This window comes from Corynebacterium sp. KPL2680 (assembly GCF_040225675.1).
Classification (GTDB): Bacteria; Actinomycetota; Actinomycetes; order Mycobacteriales; family Mycobacteriaceae; genus Corynebacterium; species Corynebacterium rhinophilum.
Window position 1 is genome coordinate 61,723 of record NZ_JBEHFM010000005.1, and the last position, 16,488, is coordinate 78,210.

Below are 16,488 nucleotides of genomic sequence, written 5' to 3' on the forward strand. Positions count from 1 at the left end.
CCCCCGGTTAGCAGCCGCAGGAATCCGCTGTGGCAGCGCCGGCGGGCTTGCCGATGCCCGGCAGTCCCAACCCCACCCCAATGGGAGCGGTAGTGGGGGTTTGGCCCGCCGCCGACATGTCGCCGGCCTTGGTGCGGGTGTGGGTGTTTACTGCGGCATCGGCAAGCAAGAAGAACGAGCCTGCACCGGTGACCTTGGTGCGCACGACGTCGCCGGGGCGAATCTCGGCGGAGATATCCGCGCCGTTGTCGTCGATGGGGCTAAAGTGCACGAGGCGCCCATCGCGGGCCCGACCCGACATGCGGTGGGTCTCATCGTTCTTGCGCCCGCCTTCTGCCTGGACCAAGAGCTCCACCTCAGTGCCCACGAGCTTCTGATTCTCTTCTGCCTGGATGCTATCCTGCAGCGCAACGAGCCGCTCGAAGCGATCCTGGACGATTTCCTTAGGCACTTGGTTTTCCATCTCTGCCGCGGGGGTGCCAGGGCGCGGGGAATACTGGAAGGTAAACGCCGAGGCGAAGCGAGCGCGGCGAACCAACTCCATGGTGTCCTGGAAATCCTCTTCGGTCTCGCCCGGGAAGCCGACGATGATATCGGTAGTAATCGCCGCGTTTGGAATCTTCTCGCGAACCTCATCGAGGATGCGCAAGAACTTCTTCGTGCGGTAGGAACGGCGCATGTCCTTCAAGACCTTATCCGAGCCGGATTGCAGCGGCATATGCAGCTGCGGGCACACCGCCGGGGTTTCCGCCATGGCGTCGATAACATCTGAGGTAAATTCTGCCGGGTGCGGGGAGGTAAACCGCAGGCGCTCGAGGCCGTCGATCTTTCCCACCTCGCGCAGCAGCTTAGAGAAAGCGAAGCGATCGCGCGGCATTTCTGGATCGGCGAAATTCACGCCATAGGCGTTGACGTTTTGGCCCAGCAGGGTGACCTCAGAGACGCCCTGGTCCACCAGCGCTTGTACCTCGGCCAGGATATCGCCCGGCCGGCGGTCCTCTTCCTTACCGCGCAGGGAGGGAACGATGCAGAAAGTGCAGGTGTTATTGCAGCCTACGGACACCGACACCCAACCCGCGTAGGCGGATTCGCGCTTAGCGGGCAAAACCGAGGGGAACGCCTCTAGCGAATCGACGATTTCTACCTGGGCTTCCTCGTTATGGCGGGCGCGCTCGAGGAGGGTTGGCAATGCTGCCATATTGTGGGTGCCGAAGACGGCATCCACCCACGGTGCGTTGTCAAGGACAGTGTCTTTATCCTTTTGCGCAAGGCAACCGCCCACGGCAATTTGCATGCCTGGGTGGTTCTCCTTCGTCTTCTTCAATGCGCCCAGCGTGCCGTACAGGCGCTTGTCGGCGTTTTCGCGGACTGCGCACGTATTAAAGACGATGAGATCCGGCTCTGTGGCCTCGTCGGCGGCCGCGTAGCCAGCTTCCTCAAGCAGGCCAGAGATGCGCTCAGAATCGTGCACATTCATCTGACAGCCGAAGGTTCGGACTTCATAGGTACGGGTTTCAGGAATTGTCTGCTCCACGTCGGCATAGTCTAGCCATCACCCAGAACAACTCATAACCGTCGCTGCTAGGCGCCCATGAAGACTGGAAGATGAGACCAGGGCGTGGTGCACTGCGTTAGGGTGCGCACCCGCTGTGCGTGGGGATGCGCGCGCGAGTGCCTAGGTTAGTGTCCCACTAGGCGTACGGATTTAAGGAGAAGACAGCTCCTCGCAACGCTCCTCGAGGGCGCTAATGGCAATGTTCAAAGACATTCCCTCGTTGAACCCACGGCGCGCCAATACGCCTACGATTCTGCGCAGCTCCTTATCCCGTTCCTTCCTATCCGCAGGAACGGATTTCAGGCTGCGCGCCTTCTTTTCCGCCAAGGCTCGGGCCATAGCTTCTTCATCGGCGGCATCAATTTGCTCGAGGGCTTCGTCTCTATCCGCTTGGCTTACGCCTTTTTCCCGGAGCTCGCGGTCGAGGACGCTGCGCGATTTCCCCCTCCGCTTATGCCGCTGCCGCACCCATTCGGCGGCAAAGGCAGCATCGTTAATGAGGCCCGCATGCGCTAAGTCATCGAGGACATCTTCAACCACCTCGGGGTCGAATTCGGCTTGTACTAGACGGTCATACAATTCCTGACGGGATCGCGAACGTTGATCCAGCAAACCCAAGGCGCGGGAACGAACCTTGGATTTTGCCTCTTCGGCCTCCCGATCAAAAAGCCCGCCCCCGGCTTCTCCTTTTTCATAGGCCTCAAGGGCCTGGCGGAGTTGCTCTAACTTTTCAGGGGCGGGTTGATTCATAGCGCGGGTTAAAAGCGATGGGATTGCAGGTGGACAGGATTAGTCGTCATCGAAGTCGACGTTCGGGACCAAATCTACGGATTCATCCGTCAATGGGTCATCGGAGCCGGGGACATCCATGGCGGTAGCTTCTTCACCATTTGCCGCCTCTTCCCCAATGCCGAGCTTCTGGAAGATCTTCTTTTCGATCTCATTGGCAAGGTCTGGGTTGTCCTTAAGGAAGGAGCGGGCCTTCTCCTTACCTTGGCCCAATTGATCGCCTTCGTAAGTAAACCAGGAGCCGGACTTGCGGATGAAGCCGTTTTCTACGCCGAGATCAATGATGGAAGACTCCCGAGAGATACCCTCGCCGTACATGATGTCGAACTCGGCGATCTTGAATGGTGGGGAGACCTTATTCTTTACCACCTTGAGCTTTGTGCGGTTGCCAATGGCGTCTTGGCCATCCTTCAGGGTCTGGATACGGCGGATATCGCAGCGCACGGAGGAATAGAACTTCAGCGCCTTACCACCGGTGGTGGTCTCCGGGGAACCGAACATCACACCGATCTTTTCGCGCAGCTGGTTGATGAAGATTGCGGTGGTACCGGAGTTGTATAGCGCACCGGTCATCTTGCGCAAGGCCTGGGACATAAGGCGAGCTTGCAGGCCCACGTGGCTATCGCCCATCTCGCCTTCAATTTCCGCCTTTGGGGTCAACGCCGCCACGGAGTCCACAACGATAATGTCGATGGCGCCGGAGCGCACCAGCATATCTGCGATTTCTAGGGCCTGCTCACCAGTATCAGGCTGGGATACGAGGAGGTTATCGGTGTCGACACCTAGCAGGCGTGCATATTGGGGGTCGAGGGCGTGCTCGGCATCGATAAACGCTGCAATGCCGCCGTCTTTTTGCGCCGAGGCAATTGCGTGCAGTGCCACAGTCGTCTTACCAGAGGACTCTGGGCCATAGATTTCCACAATTCGGCCGCGGGGAAAGCCGCCAATACCCAGCGCCACGTCGATTGCCGTGTTGCCGGAAGAAATGGCCTTGATGGGCGGGCGGTCATCATCGCCCAAGCGCATAACGGCGCCTTTGCCATAATCCTTTTCAATCATGGCCATAGCTGCATCTAGCGCCTTCTGGCGGTCATCTCCCTTGGTTGCGGCTGAAGATGATTTCTTTTTCGTTGCCATTGTTATAAATCCTTATCTCGTACGACACTGCGTGAACACTTGATTAGACTGCTGCAGAGCCCTAAATGGTTCCGCCCTCATTGCAATCCCACTGTAGTCGCCCACACCGACACCCCAACTAGAGTACATACATCTGTTCGAATATCGAAAATGGACACGCATTTTCGGCTTTTCTCAGGCCCTATAAGGTTGGGTAATCTACGCCGAGACGGCGCTCTTGGGGGACATCGAAGTCATCGCACAGCCCTATCCATACACGGCGGGGATCGACGCCACGTTCGATAAGTTCATCCGGCGTTCCATTGAGCGCAGATAAAACATGCGAATGGCTAATCCACGCCCCTTTTGATTCGCCAAATTCATCCACAACCAATTGGTGGTACTCCGTCAATCGCATGCGCGCAATCCTACCCACCACCATGGAAATTTTTCCAAAGCCTTTACCAGGACCCTAAAAATGTTGTACTTGAACAACGTTCAAATATGCATGTCTACAGCGCCTTTACCCAAGATGCTAATCTTTTCCCATGCAGAAGAACTCCGTGGCAACCACCATTGCCTATGTTGCGGTATTTACCGCCCTCGTTATCGTTTTAGCCTTCGTTTCTATCCCCGTAGGCACCGCCGGCGTCCCCATCGTCTTGCAAAACGCCGCGCTCATTTTGGCCGGACTCATCTTAGGCGGCAAACGCGGCGGCTACGTTGGGCTCCTATTCCTCTTTCTTGGTTTGGCATTGCCCGTTTTGGCAGGCGGTGGCACCACGCTCCGCGCGCTCGCCGGCCCCACCGTGGGATACATCGTCGGATACGTGCTCTCCCCAATCGTCGCAGGCGCCATTGCTTACCGCGCCCCACGCGGAAAGGGCGGCATGACCATTGTTCTCGCTATCGCGGCCATCGCAGGCCTCCTGGTGCAGTACACCTGTGGCGCGATCGGCTTGATGCTTCGCTCCGGATTGGACGTCGGCCCGGCCATCGCGGCGCAAGGCCCGTTCGTCCTCGTTGACACTGCAAAGCTCATCGTGGCCATCATCATCGCCGTCGGTGTTCACTCCGCATTCCCCGACCTGATGGGTAAGAAGGCCTCCTAGTGCCCACCATCGACTTTTCCTCGGTGACAGTAACCTTTGATGAGACGGTGGTCCTCGATGACATCAACCTCACTTTAAGCGAGCAGAGGATCGGCATCATCGGTCAAAATGGCGGCGGAAAGTCCACGCTGACCCGGCTAATCAATGGCCTGGGTGAGCCCTCCGCGGGTACCGTCACCGTCGACGGCATAAGTCCCAGCGAGGAGGGCAAAAAGGTGCGCGAAAAGGTGGGTTTCGTCTTTTCTGATGCAGAAAATCAGATCGTCATGTCCAACGTGCGCGATGACATCGCTTTTTCGCTGCGCCGTTTCAAGTTATCTAAGGCCGAGCGCACTGCGCGAGTCGATGCCGCCCTAGAGCGGTTCGGGCTTCTAGACTTCGCCGAACGTTCCCCGCACACGCTATCTGGTGGACAGAAACAATTACTCGCCTTAGCCGCCGTACTGGTCATTGACCCGGTGCTCATCATCGCCGATGAGCCAACGACGCTGCTCGACCTTCGCAATCGCGGCCGCATTAAGCGCGAGTTCGCACAGCTCGACCAGCAGCTCATCGTGGTTACTCACGATCTGGAATTTCTCACGGATTTTGACCGCGTCATCTGCATCGATGACCACAAGGTTGCCGCCGATGGAGCTCCCCAAGAGGTCATCGATTTTTACCGAGACCTCATGGCGCAACGGCCACTCTAGAAAGTCACCAACTAATGACTCGCCGCAAAACCAATATTCCGCTTTCCGTGTATGTTCCGGGCACGACGGTAATCCACCGGATGAAGCCCAGTTGGAAAATACTCATCCTGCTGGTATTTATCCTGGTTACCAGCATCTTTTTCGACTCTTTGCCGTGGGCTGGCGGCGCGGTAATTGCCGCAGCGTTGACGTATATCGTTGCCCGCATTCCCCCACGGATTGCGTGGAGCCAGCTCTGGCCGCCCCTGATAATCCTCATTCCTCTTGCCGGGTTCCAGTGGTGGGCGAAAGATTTTGGCTACGCCGCCGTGATGTTCCTCAACATCTTGGCCGCCATGATTCTGGCCTTCTTATTAACTCTTACCTCAACGGTCGACGCGATCATGGAGTCCCTGGAGGAATCCCTCCAGCCGCTTAAACGATTCGGCGTCCCAGTAGAGAACATCAGCTTGGCGATGTCCCTGACAATCCGCCTCATCCCCCTCATGTTCGAAACGGTCTATGAGGTTCTCGATGCACGGAAGGCGCGCGGGGCTGGGTTTTCCCCCTCGGCGTTTGTCACGCCCGTCATCATCCGCTCTATTCGGCGCGCTCAGGCCATTGGCGAGGCCCTCCAGGCCCGCGGCGTCGGAGACTAAGGCAACAAAGGCACACGCCCGACTAGCGCCAAAAGCCTCCGCCTTCCCCCACCGCTCGGAGCGGGAAAGGAAAGATCGGAGGCTTTTGCGCAGTTTGCGTAATGAAGAGCGAGGGGTGAGGGAGTTACTCTCCGCGTAGCTCGCGCAGGCGGGCCTGGACGGCGTCATCATTCGACGTCGGCTGAGCGGCCTGATCCGCAGCGGAACCAGAGGCCTTATTGCTCTCGATGGCCTGAGTGTGGTTAGCTTCTACGGACTTCGTGGAGTTCATCTCGCTACGGATCTGCTCCAAGCGGGAGTGGCCGGCCATCTGGATGCCTGCTTGCTGAACCTCCGCCATACGGTTTTCTACAGAATTTTCCGCCAATTCCGCCTGCCCCAGAGCCTTGGAGTAACGGCGCTCAATCTTATCGCGCACGGCATCGAGCGAAGGCGTGTTGCCGCCGGCCGAGAGCTCGTTCATGGAGTTCAAAGACTCAGAAACCTTTTCCTGCATCTTTGCCTGTTCCAGCTGCGATAGCAGCTTCGAACGCTCATCAACCTTCTGACGCAGTGCGGCATTATTGCGTTCTACAGCGCGCTTTGCCTGCTCAGCTTGTTGCAATGCCTGGTCATGGAGCTTCTTCGTGTCCTCGACAGACTCCTCTGCGGTAACCAGCTGAGCGGCAAAGGCCTCAGCGGCGTTCTCGTACTCCACGGCCTTGCTCTCATCGCCATTAGCGCGTGCCTTATCGGCAAGTTCGAGCGCCTGGCGGGTATTGCCCTGCAGCTTTTCAACCTCGGCGAGGCGTCGGTTAAGTTGCATCTCCAGCTGGCGTTGATTGCCAATGACTGCCGCGGCTTGCTGCGATAGCTCTTGATGCTGACGTTGGGCATCTTCGATGGCCTGCTCAATCTGAATTTTCGGATCGGCATTCTCCTCGATTTTATTATCGAACAGTGCCATGAGGTACTTCCAACCCTTAACAAATGGATTCGCCATTATGCTCTAGACCTTTCTAAGGAATGTGGGAGTGCGTCGCGTTGTCGTGTTTATAGTAACCCAACGCCTAGGGCTCTGCCGCCACTAATCGCAGGTATCCACCGCGGCTACTCTCTTTAGAGTCGCGCACGCGTTAAAGCTCAGAAGCAGCCGGCGCAGTATGCGCGAGCTCTTCATCCATCGAGGGCAGCGCCATATAACCAGCAGCCTCGATCAGGACATCCGATACAGACGCGTCGAGCGCATGGCACACGGAGGCCAATAGCTCAGAAGAAACTTCCTTGCGGCCTCGCTCGAGCTCCGACAAGTAGCCCGGTGACACGCGGGCAACGCTAGCCAATTCGCGTAGAGTAACTGACTTATCCGCGCGGAATGCACGCAGGGTCAAGCCCAATGCTTCACGCAATAGTGGCTCGGGTGCGCGGGCAGGTTGTGGCGCCGATGGTGCCGCTGCCGCAGGTTCCGCGGCAGTCTGCGCCGAGTGGTCGAGGACTGCTGTAGAAATGTTCATCGTAAGTTTTAACGCTCCTTCGATGAAATTTGTTCCCCACTGGTAGGAAAATTTTTGATGACCGCACCAAGTTGGGCGATCGCTGCTCCTACCGTGGCGTTTCTAATTTCGTTGCGTGCAGTACCCAAGTCGCGCAGGCAATAAGACTGCGCTATGCGGTCGGCAGAATAGATTCCTAAAAATACCGTGCCGGGATCTTTTCCTTCTTGTTTGTCCGGCCCAGCAACACCGGTAAGCCCTATCCCCCAATCGGCCCCAGTTTCCGCGGTGGCGGCGCGGGCCATATCGACTGCGGTTTCACCAGAGACGACGCCTACGCGTTCGATCTCTGAGACTGGTTTATGCAAGAAGTGAGATTTTACCTCGGTGGCATAGGTGATAAGGCCGCCACGCAAGACGGCAGACGCCCCAGGCACCGAAGCGATGGTAGCGCTGGCTAAGCCGGCAGTCAGCGATTCGCACAAGGCCACAGTCTCGTGGCGCCCTGTCAATAGGGCAACGAGGTCAGATTCTGTGAAGGTCATTGCGTTTAGCTATTTTGCTTTTGTCCATCGATGAGATACTGCACGCCGGTAACGACCGTAATCACGACGGCCATCCACATGATGAAAGAGGTAGGAATATCCATCCACGAGGGAAGCGGCCACAAGTATAGACCCACGGCGAAGGACTGCAGGACGGTCTTCAACTTGCCACCTTTAGAGGCCGGGACGACCTTTCCGCGGCGCAGCAGGGCCATGCGCCAGATGGTGATGCCGAATTCTCGGATCAAGATAATGACGGTGATCCAGACCGAAAGCTGATCGACGATATTAAGGCAGACAAGCGCTGTGGTCATGAGCGCTTTATCAGCAATGGGATCGGCAATCTTGCCAAAATCAGTAATCAACCCGCGGGCGCGGGCAATATCGCCATCGAGCTTATCCGTGAGCATTAATGCGGCGAAGACGCCGAAAGACCACCACTGGTGGCCGCCGATGACCAGCCATGCAAAGACCGGAATGAAAACGATACGCAGGCAGGTAAGGACATTTGGCAGATTCCAATTAGAGACCTGCGGATTCACATCCGAGGACTGCGCTGACTGTGCTCCGGGTTGATTCACCCTATACATACTACCCGCTTGGGTTCTGGTCTCGCGGCACACTCCCCCGAGAATTTATACTGGGAGGTATGAAATATTTTGCAGTCAATTATGAATACAACCCAGCCAATCCAGAGATAGCGAAGGTGCGCCCTGCCCACCGCGAGTTCACTGGGAAGTTATTTGATGAGGGCACCATCGTGGCCTCGGGACCGTTCACGGATTCCCAGGGAGGCGCACTCATCATTGTGTGCTTTGACGATGATGACACCCAGGTTGCCGATGTCATCCAGCTGATGAACGGTGACCCCTTCTATCAAGAAGGATGCCTCCAGGGCCGAAGCTTCCGCGAGTGGAACCCGGTCAAAGCCCGCTTTTAGGCCCCTAGTTGGGTAGATCTTCTTTGGGCAGCTCCTCGGCCTTGCCCAAGTAATCCCCGCGGGTATTGCGCACGATCTTATTTCCTTCCTCATCCCAGTCGTAGCGGTTGTGGGAGACAGCCACTACGCCTTGGGTCTTATCGCGCATGTTCTTAATAACCGATGCAAGAACGGTGATGACCAGAACTCCAACGATGACCACTAGCGAGCCGATGGTGGAAATTTCCGGCACGGATTCGATATTGTCGCCGCCATTGATAAACGGCAGGTTATTCTCGTGCAAAGCGTGGAAAAGCAGCTTGACGCCGATGAAGCCCAGGATGATGCCCAGGCCGTAAGGCAGGTAGACGAGGCGGTCCAAGAGGCCATCGATAAGAAAGTACATTTGGCGCAAGCCCATCAGTGCGAATGCGTTGGTGGTAAAGACCAAAAACGCCTCCGAGGTGATGCCGTAGATTGCCGGAATGGAATCGAAGGCAAACATGACATCGATAAGCCCAATGGACACCAGCGCCACAAACAGCGGCGTGAAAGCAAATTTACCCTTCTTTGAGCCATCGTACGCACGGTGGGTGAGCTTGTCCCCGTGGTACTGCGGGGTAACATCTACCGCCTTGCGCACGAGCTTGATGATGGCCATATCGTTCGGGTTGGTCTCCGGCGCGTCCCGAATCTCATCGATGACCAACTTGATGGCGGTATACAGCAAGAAGATGGCGAAGAGGTAGAAGATATCGGACCACGCCGCGATAACCGCCGCGCCCAGCAGGATGAATACCAAGCGAAAGAAAAGGGCGATGATGATGCCGATGAGCAGCACCTTTTGTTGATATTTGCGCGGGATTTTAAAGGACCCCATGATAAGCGCAAATACGAAGAGGTTATCCACAGAGAGCGCTTGCTCGGTGACATAACCGGTAAAGAACTGGATGCCGTGCTCATGGCCCCAAACGGCCCAGACGACGCCGCCAAAAACTACGGCGACGGAAATATAGAAAAGGGTCCACAGACCCGACTCTTTCAAGGTGGGCTCATGTGGGCTGCGCACGTGAGAATAAAAGTCGAATATAAAAAAGGCTAGAATCACCGCACCGGTGACCAGCCACACCCACAATGGAATATTCATCGCGAGATCCCTCCGGTCGAATTTACTTTAAGAAAGTGACCGGAGGTCTCCCCCGCCCAGCGACTATTCCTTGCTGGGCCGACACGACCGGGAGCGCCAGGCTACCGTGTTGACGATCTATGCCGTATGTGGGGTACTCCCCTCCAAGACCGTGACCATCTTACACTACTTAGAACGCCCCGGGCGATGGGTTATAGGTTGCTTGCACCGTCCGCGTATCGGAATTGGGCGCATCGGGGGCATCGGAAGTAGCAGACTCTGCAGAATCGCCCGCATCATCGTCTGCCTCTTCTTGGTTCATCTCGTCCTGGATTTCCTTGGGGGCATCGGCAGGATCGGCGCCCTTAATCATCCACAGGATGGTGTCGAGCTCTTCGGGCTTGACCAGCACCTCGCGGGCCTTGGAGCCTTCCGATGGCCCCACGACACCGCGCGATTCCATCAGATCCATCAGGCGGCCCGCCTTGGCAAAGCCGATGCGCAGCTTGCGCTGCAGCATTGAGGTGGAACCCAGCTGGGCGGTCACCACAAGTTCGACGGCCTCGAGGAGGTCATCCATGTCCTTGCCGATGTCATCGTCGATTTCCTTCTTCGCCTCGGACTGCTTTTCCTCGGTCACGCCCTCGGTGTAGTTCGGGGCAGCCTGGGATTTGGCGGCTTCGACGACATCCATGACCTCGTCATCGGAAACGAATGCGCCCTGCATGCGCACTGGGCGCTTTCCCTGCGGGATGAATAGGCCATCGCCCATGCCGATGAGCTTTTCCGCACCGCCTTGGTCCAAGATGACGCGAGAGTCGGTCAAGGACGAGGTAGCAAAGGCCAAGCGGGAAGGCACGTTGGTCTTGATCAGGCCGGTGACCACATCGACGGACGGGCGCTGGGTAGCAAGCACCAAGTGGATGCCGGCAGCGCGGGCCTTCTGGGTGATGCGAACGATGGAGTCCTCAATTTCCTTCGGGGCGGTCATCATCAAATCCGCCAGCTCGTCTACGACGCAGACGATATAAGGATAAGGACGAACCTCGCGCTCGGAACCGGCCGGTGCCTGGTACTCGCCGGAGACTACCTTGCGGTTATAGTCCTCGATCTTGCGCACACGCGCGGCCTTCATATCCATGTAGCGCTGCTCCATCTCTTCCACTAGCCACTGGAGTGCCGCAGCGGCCTTCTTCGGCTGGGTGATGATGGGCGTAATCAGGTGCGGGATGCCTTCATACGGCGTGAGCTCGACCATCTTTGGATCGACGAGGATCAGGCGCACCTGCTCCGGGGTGGCGCGGGTCAGCAGCGAAACCAGCATGGAGTTCACGAATGCAGACTTACCGGAACCGGTGGCACCGGCAACCAGCAGGTGCGGCATCTTCTGCACGGAAAAGGACGTGTATTCACCCTCGATGTCCTTGCCCAAACCAATCAACATTGGATCTGGGGAAGACGTCATATTTGGCGCATCCAAGACCTCGCGCAGGTGGACCATTTCGCGGTCCGGGTTAGGCACCTCAATGCCCACCGCGGACTTGCCTGGAATCGGCGTAAGCAAACGCAGGTTATCGGTCGCTACGGCATAGGCCAGGTTGGACTGCAGGTTCGTAATCTTTGAGACCTTCACGCCTGGTCCAAGTTCAATCTCATAGCGGGTCACCGTGGGGCCACGGCTAAAACCCGTGACCTGAGCATTGACGTTGAACTCTTCGAAGACATCAGTAATGGCCTCAATGATGCGGTCATTGATCTCGGTGCGTTCCTTCGCAGGCGTACCAGGGGTAAGGAGATCTGTAGAGGGCACCGCATAGTTGTCGTTGCCAAACTGCGCTGGGGCGGGCGCTTGGGGTTGCGCGGCAGGCTGCTCCGCCGCAGCGGATTCTACCTGTGCGCCGGTGGCGGCATCGCGACCAGAGCGCTCACGGAACAGGCGCCGAGCCTCCTCGTGCGCCGAAGACACGGCATCAGATCCGGCCTTGGCAGCACCTGCGGCAGCCGCGCCCGCGGCGGCTCCAGCAACACCTTTGGCTTTGCCAGCGGCACCAGCAACACCAGCCACCCCAGAAGCAGCAGCACCAGCGGCACCCGCGGCTCGACCAGCGCGCGAAGCTGCATCGCCCTTCTTGCGGCCGGCGGATGACCCGCCAGTGGCAGCACCCAAAACGCGGGTGGGCTCGCTTTCTGGCAACGCCGGTTGGGTGGATTCCGCGTCGTCAGTGTAGTCAGCGTCGTCTACTGCTGGGAAGGCATCGGTATCCCCAACCTGGGAGTCCGCGCCGTAGCCCAGCTCTTCGTCGCTGCGGTCCACCGGCTCATAGCCCGCGCGGACTGGGGTGTTGAAGGCGACGGTGTGGTCGTCCTCGGGGACTTCGGCAAGCGACTGCACCGGATAGGAGCTGCCAGTCTTGCGCGGAGTGGACGTGCTGCGGCGCTTCGGGGCGGAGCGCTCGGAACGCTCGCGGCCATGCGCAATATCGTCGATATCGCCAGATACGTGGCCGTAAAGATCGTCTTCATCGGCATCGTCGTAGTCCGCCTCGCTGCCGCCAAAGCGGGAAAAGGCCGAGCGCAGCGAATCCGCAACGAGCTCGTAGGCCTCGCGGATGGTAATACCGGTAACCAGCAGCGCACCGTAAATGATGACAAGGAAGAGCAGCGGCACCGCAACATACGAGGTAAACGCGGCATCGAGGATCCCGCCGATGGCAAAGCCAACAACACCTCCGGCCCCGCCCGCGGTATCGGTAGTAAAACCGAGCGGCGGATTGCCGGCAAAGATGTGGATGAGGCTCAGCATCGCCAGCACGATGATCGACGTGCCACCGGCAATACGCGGATTGATGCGACCGGATGGACCGTCCATTTCCATCATGAGCGAGATGGCCAGCGCGACGAGCGCAATGGGAAGTACCCACGCGCCGGCGCCGATAACGTAGCGCACCAGGTTACCCACCCAGGCACCCACCTGGCCGGCGACGCCAAACCACACGGTGGCGGCGAGGACGATGGATACGCCAATGAGCACTAAGGCAACCGCATCCGGATTATTGACGCGGAACCCACCCCGGGAAGATGGCGCGGCCTCCTCGGCAGCCTGTGCTTCCTCCTCGGCCGCGATATCGCGCGCGCGAGTTACCTTGCTTTTCTTCTTTTTCCCGGCGCTGTCAGAAATTTCCTGTGGCTCCCTTGTTCTCTCGAAATCCTCCGTGCCGTCTGCGGGTGCATCCTGGCTCGGCTTTAAGCCCGCGAGGCCATTTCCTAGGCCGCGGGCGACATTGCCCATTCCGCGCGCGGTGGCACCAAATGCAGAGCCAAGCCCCTTGCCGACGGCCCGAAATGCGCTCCCCGTACGCTCCTGCGTCGTTCCTGCCGCGCGCCCAGACGAGGTCATCTCCAGGGTCTCTGGCATACCGGCGCTGGACTGACTGCGGCCAGACGGGCGCGACCGGTTGACTTTCCGGCCAGGCGCGCTTTTCGATGCTCGCGTCTGGTTGCGGCGCGATCCGCGCGAGGAGGCATTTTTGACAGACATGTCATTTACCTTAACCGGAAAACCCCACAAATCACATACGCCACACGCGTGGCGCGGTCCGCAAACTGGAAATTATGCAGTGTCTGCGTCAAAATGTTGCCGCCTGGCCAGGAAAAGTGCCTATTTCTAGGCTAGAGGGTTGACATTTCAATGGCGGACTCATCGCCATTGATGGTGACTTGGACAACGTCGCGCCCGTACGCCCACAGCAGTAGTTCCCCGACCTCCCCGCTGACGCGGACCACACGATCACCACGATCGGCCACCCCGTGCTTATCCGCCACGACGATGCGCGGCAGCCCATCCGGTTGCAAGATGACCGGTTGGGCGGACTTGCGCAGGCTAAATTTAGCCCAGATCTTCAAAAAGCGGTGCAGCTTCTTCTGTACCGCAGCGGAAAAATCGCGCGGTTCAGTCTCGCCATTGGCGCGGCGAATATCCTCGTGATGGATAAAATGCTCGGCCAAATTCTGCTGGGAATCAAGAAAGCGTGCGGGGTTGAACTTTGCCGGTCCCCTCCCCCAGGCATCGACCAGCTCATCGAAATCGCGGCGGGCGACCTTGGCGGATTCCTTGTCCAGGTGAGACTTAAAGACCGAAAGGAACATGCCCGCGGCAGCATCGGGACGGTTTTCGCGCACCCAGAGGTGAGTAACTAGGTCGCGCGTGGTCCAGCCCTCACACAACGTGGGGGCATCTGGACCTAACTGATGAAAAAGCGCGACCATCTTGGCGCGTTCGGAAGATGAAAACGACATGTGCCCCAGCATACCGAGGACATCGAAATGCTGGGGCACAGAAACTATGCCGGAATTAAATCCTTTTGTAGGAGAATCTACAGGGACTCGCGGCTGGCATCGACATCGGCGTCATCGGCAAGCAGCGTCCCGGAATTCGTCGGCACGATGGTGGGCAAAATGACCGGCTCGCGCTTGTACTTGGAATCCATGAGCTTGGAGACCTTGCGGCGCAGCTTCTGCACCATCCGGTAGGTGTCATTTTCACCCTCAGCGGCGAGATCGTTCATGGTGTTTTCCACCATCTCTGCCACCTCGGGCACGACGCCGCGGTCATCGTCGGAGAAGCCGGTGGTCGCAACGGTCGGGTGCTCCAGCAAGCGGGAGGTGCGGTTATCAATCACGCAGGTAATGGATACCACGCCGCCGGCACCCAGGTTGGTGCGATCTGCCAAGGTATCGGCATCGACATCGCCCATGGACACGCCATCGACGTAGAGGTGGCCAACCTGCAGCTGGCCGACGACCTCCGCGCGGCCCTTACGCAGATCCACCACAACGCCGTTTTGCGCCAAGACCGTCCGGTCGCGGGCCACGCCGGTGGAAATCGCCAATTCCTTATTGGCGCGCAGGTGACGCCACTCGCCGTGGACCGGCATGGCATTGCGCGGGCGCGCCGCGTTGTACAGGAAGAGCAGCTCGCCGGAGTAGCCGTGGCCAGATGCGTGGACCTTGACGTCCTGGTTGGTGATGACGTTGGCACCAATCTGGGACAGCATATTGATAACGCCGAAGACGGCCTCTTCGTTGCCCGGGATGAGCGAGGAAGAGAAGATGATGGTATCGCCATCGCGCACCGTAATCTGGCGGTGCTCGCGGCGGGCCATGCGGGACAGCGCAGCCATTGGCTCACCCTGCGTACCGGTGGTAATGAGCATGGTCTTATGCGGGGCCATCTTCGCGGCCTCATCGATGGGGATGATGGTGCCGCGAGGGACCTTCAAAAAGCCCATCTTTTCCGCGATCTCCATATTGCGCATCATCGAGCGGCCATTGAAGGCCACCTTGCGGCCATTGGCCACGGCAGCATCGATGGCAGCCTGCACGCGGTAGACGTTCGAGGCGAAGGAAGCCAAGATGACGCGCTGCTTCGCATTAGCCACCAAGCGTTTGAAGTTGGCTGGGATATCGCCCTCGGAGGCGGATACGCCCGGCACGGTGGCGTTGGTGGAATCGCACAGCATGAGGTCGACGCCCTCGTCGCCGTAACGAGACAGCGCCGGAAGGTCGGTCGGGCGATTATCCAACGGGGTTTGGTCCAGCTTGATATCACCGGTATGGATGATATTGCCTGCCGGGGTGCCCAGCATGATGCCGAGCGCATCCGGCACGGAGTGGTTAACCGCCCAGAAGCGAACGCGGAAGCAGCCGTAGGTCACATCGGACTTTTCGTTGACCTCAACGAACTTCGGCTTCTGGCGGTGTTCCTTACACTTCGCCGCAATGAGCGCGATAGTGAAACGGGAGGCCACGATGGGGATATCCGGGCGCAGCTTCAGCAGCCACGGGATGGCACCGATGTGGTCTTCGTGGGCGTGGGTGACCACGAGGGCCTTGACCTTGTCGATCTTCTTTTCAATCGGCCCGAAGTCCGGCAGGATGAGGTCCACGCCAGGCTCGCCAGACGATGGGAAGAGCACACCGCAGTCAATGATGAGCAGCTCATCGCCGTACTCAAAAACGGTCATGTTGCGGCCGATTTCGGAGATACCGCCCAAGGCGTAGATGCGCAGGGTATCCTTCGCCTGCTTTGGCGGTTCTGGCAGGCGCTTGGTTAAATCAGCGCCCTGCATGGACTTCGGCACGTTGCGGCGGCCGCGGTTATTGTTATTGCGGCCACGGCCCTTGTCGTTCTTTCCGTTGCCACCGTTGTTGTTCTTGTTATTGCCGCCGTGGCCATTACCACCGTGGTTATTTCCTTGGCCATTGCCATTATTGCCGTTTCCGCCACGACCACGACCGCGGCCGCCACGGGAACGCGAGCGGCGGCCGTTGTTATCGCCGTCGTTCTTGTTATCGGCAGAGTTATTCTTGCCAGAGTTGCCTTGGTCTTCATTTCCGGCATTGCCGGCGTTATTGGCAGGGGCCTGAAATACGGGCGAAGCCGCCTCATTGGAGGCGGTCTCAGTTTCCGAAGGTGGACCCGCCTTGCGGGTGACCTTGCGGGAACGGTTACGGGGTTCAGTCAT

Annotated in this window: 16 protein-coding genes; 4 read left to right on the top strand and 12 right to left on the bottom strand. The window is 58.4% G+C overall.

All coding sequences use genetic code 11. The features are described 5' to 3' along the window. Positions 1-7: 7 nt before the first annotated feature. The 4 genes from miaB to ABRP66_RS03925 all read right to left on the bottom strand — a co-directional run bounded on the left by miaB (position 8) and on the right by ABRP66_RS03925 (position 3,878). The gene (gene miaB / locus ABRP66_RS03910; RefSeq protein ID WP_349838363.1) at positions 8-1,534 is read right to left on the bottom strand and encodes a tRNA (N6-isopentenyl adenosine(37)-C2)-methylthiotransferase MiaB; all 1,527 of its coding nucleotides are present in this window, start codon (positions 1,532-1,534) and stop codon (positions 8-10) included. A gap of 171 nt (positions 1,535-1,705) precedes the next feature. Beyond that, positions 1,706-2,305 (bottom strand): recombination regulator RecX, encoded by a 600-nt coding sequence (gene recX, locus ABRP66_RS03915; RefSeq protein ID WP_284784281.1) that lies wholly within the window; start codon positions 2,303-2,305, stop codon positions 1,706-1,708. A 39-nt stretch (positions 2,306-2,344) separates the two neighbouring features. Beyond that, complete coding sequence (recA, locus tag ABRP66_RS03920) at positions 2,345-3,481, bottom strand: recombinase RecA (protein WP_005283473.1); 1,137 nt, start codon at positions 3,479-3,481, stop codon at positions 2,345-2,347. 181 nt (positions 3,482-3,662) lie between these two features. After that, the gene (locus ABRP66_RS03925; protein ID WP_284769643.1) at positions 3,663-3,878 is read right to left on the bottom strand and encodes a DUF3046 domain-containing protein; all 216 of its coding nucleotides are present in this window, start codon (positions 3,876-3,878) and stop codon (positions 3,663-3,665) included. 130 nt (positions 3,879-4,008) lie between these two features. On the opposite strand from ABRP66_RS03925, the gene ABRP66_RS03930 reads away from it, so the two are divergent. Genes ABRP66_RS03930 through ABRP66_RS03940 form a run of 3 tightly spaced genes read left to right on the top strand, consistent with a single transcriptional unit; the run spans position 4,009 to position 5,902 of the window. Continuing rightward, complete coding sequence (locus ABRP66_RS03930) at positions 4,009-4,572, top strand: biotin transporter BioY (RefSeq protein ID WP_284769642.1); 564 nt, start codon at positions 4,009-4,011, stop codon at positions 4,570-4,572. Continuing rightward, positions 4,572-5,264 carry an energy-coupling factor ABC transporter ATP-binding protein gene (locus tag ABRP66_RS03935; protein ID WP_349838364.1) on the top strand — a complete coding sequence of 231 codons (693 nt, stop codon included), beginning with the start codon at positions 4,572-4,574 and terminating at the stop codon, positions 5,262-5,264. The genes ABRP66_RS03930 and ABRP66_RS03935 overlap by 1 nt, the downstream gene beginning before the upstream one ends. Before the next feature lie 14 nt (positions 5,265-5,278). Next, positions 5,279-5,902, top strand: a complete 624-nt coding sequence (locus ABRP66_RS03940) for an energy-coupling factor transporter transmembrane component T family protein (protein ID WP_284852006.1) — start codon at positions 5,279-5,281, stop codon at positions 5,900-5,902. Between the two features lie 124 nt (positions 5,903-6,026). On the opposite strand, the gene ABRP66_RS03945 is transcribed toward ABRP66_RS03940, so the two are convergent. The 4 genes from ABRP66_RS03945 to pgsA all read right to left on the bottom strand — a co-directional run bounded on the left by ABRP66_RS03945 (position 6,027) and on the right by pgsA (position 8,509). Further along, positions 6,027-6,884, bottom strand: a complete 858-nt coding sequence (locus tag ABRP66_RS03945) for a PspA/IM30 family protein (protein ID WP_284782132.1) — start codon at positions 6,882-6,884, stop codon at positions 6,027-6,029. A 133-nt stretch (positions 6,885-7,017) separates the two neighbouring features. Further along, on the bottom strand, positions 7,018-7,395 hold the full coding sequence (locus ABRP66_RS03950) for a helix-turn-helix domain-containing protein (protein WP_005278839.1): 378 nt from the start codon (positions 7,393-7,395) through the stop codon (positions 7,018-7,020). A gap of 8 nt (positions 7,396-7,403) precedes the next feature. Next, positions 7,404-7,919 (bottom strand): CinA family protein, encoded by a 516-nt coding sequence (locus ABRP66_RS03955; protein ID WP_284782133.1) that lies wholly within the window; start codon positions 7,917-7,919, stop codon positions 7,404-7,406. Positions 7,920-7,924: 5 nt separating this feature from the next. Further along, positions 7,925-8,509, bottom strand: coding sequence for a CDP-diacylglycerol--glycerol-3-phosphate 3-phosphatidyltransferase (gene pgsA, locus ABRP66_RS03960; RefSeq protein WP_349838365.1), 585 nt, complete (start codon positions 8,507-8,509; stop codon positions 7,925-7,927). Positions 8,510-8,568: 59 nt separating this feature from the next. On the opposite strand from pgsA, the gene ABRP66_RS03965 reads away from it, so the two are divergent. Then, positions 8,569-8,859, top strand: coding sequence for a YciI family protein (locus tag ABRP66_RS03965; protein WP_284864379.1), 291 nt, complete (start codon positions 8,569-8,571; stop codon positions 8,857-8,859). A 4-nt stretch (positions 8,860-8,863) separates the two neighbouring features. Here the strand turns inward: ABRP66_RS03965 and ABRP66_RS03970 are convergent, their stop codons facing one another. The 4 genes from ABRP66_RS03970 to ABRP66_RS03985 form a co-directional block, all read right to left on the bottom strand. Continuing rightward, positions 8,864-9,985: a TerC family protein gene (locus ABRP66_RS03970; protein WP_349838366.1), complete on the bottom strand. Its 1,122-nt coding sequence runs from the start codon at positions 9,983-9,985 to the stop codon at positions 8,864-8,866. Between the two features lie 169 nt (positions 9,986-10,154). After that, positions 10,155-13,379 (bottom strand): FtsK/SpoIIIE family DNA translocase, encoded by a 3,225-nt coding sequence (locus ABRP66_RS03975; RefSeq protein WP_502879904.1) that lies wholly within the window; start codon positions 13,377-13,379, stop codon positions 10,155-10,157. A 254-nt stretch (positions 13,380-13,633) separates the two neighbouring features. After that, positions 13,634-14,272 carry a TIGR03085 family metal-binding protein gene (locus tag ABRP66_RS03980; protein WP_284769802.1) on the bottom strand — a complete coding sequence of 213 codons (639 nt, stop codon included), beginning with the start codon at positions 14,270-14,272 and terminating at the stop codon, positions 13,634-13,636. Positions 14,273-14,337: 65 nt separating this feature from the next. Further along, the gene (locus ABRP66_RS03985; RefSeq protein WP_349838368.1) at positions 14,338-16,488 is read right to left on the bottom strand and encodes a ribonuclease J; all 2,151 of its coding nucleotides are present in this window, start codon (positions 16,486-16,488) and stop codon (positions 14,338-14,340) included.

Coding starts and splice junctions, on each gene's coding strand:
- ABRP66_RS03965 (WP_284864379.1), top strand. CDS start 8,569: ATGAAATATTTTGCAGTCAATTATGAATACAACCCAGCCAATCCAGAG.
- ABRP66_RS03925 (WP_284769643.1), bottom strand. CDS start 3,878: ATGCGATTGACGGAGTACCACCAATTGGTTGTGGATGAATTTGGCGAA.
- pgsA (WP_349838365.1), bottom strand. CDS start 8,509: ATGTATAGGGTGAATCAACCCGGAGCACAGTCAGCGCAGTCCTCGGAT.
- ABRP66_RS03950 (WP_005278839.1), bottom strand. CDS start 7,395: ATGAACATTTCTACAGCAGTCCTCGACCACTCGGCGCAGACTGCCGCG.
- recX (WP_284784281.1), bottom strand. CDS start 2,305: ATGAATCAACCCGCCCCTGAAAAGTTAGAGCAACTCCGCCAGGCCCTT.
- ABRP66_RS03945 (WP_284782132.1), bottom strand. CDS start 6,884: ATGGCGAATCCATTTGTTAAGGGTTGGAAGTACCTCATGGCACTGTTC.
- recA (WP_005283473.1), bottom strand. CDS start 3,481: ATGGCAACGAAAAAGAAATCATCTTCAGCCGCAACCAAGGGAGATGAC.
- ABRP66_RS03940 (WP_284852006.1), top strand. CDS start 5,279: ATGACTCGCCGCAAAACCAATATTCCGCTTTCCGTGTATGTTCCGGGC.
- ABRP66_RS03975 (WP_502879904.1), bottom strand. CDS start 13,379: ATGCCAGAGACCCTGGAGATGACCTCGTCTGGGCGCGCGGCAGGAACG.
- ABRP66_RS03985 (WP_349838368.1), bottom strand. CDS start 16,488: ATGACTGAACCCCGTAACCGTTCCCGCAAGGTCACCCGCAAGGCGGGT.
- ABRP66_RS03980 (WP_284769802.1), bottom strand. CDS start 14,272: ATGCTGGGGCACATGTCGTTTTCATCTTCCGAACGCGCCAAGATGGTC.
- ABRP66_RS03970 (WP_349838366.1), bottom strand. CDS start 9,985: ATGAATATTCCATTGTGGGTGTGGCTGGTCACCGGTGCGGTGATTCTA.
- ABRP66_RS03930 (WP_284769642.1), top strand. CDS start 4,009: ATGCAGAAGAACTCCGTGGCAACCACCATTGCCTATGTTGCGGTATTT.
- ABRP66_RS03955 (WP_284782133.1), bottom strand. CDS start 7,919: ATGACCTTCACAGAATCTGACCTCGTTGCCCTATTGACAGGGCGCCAC.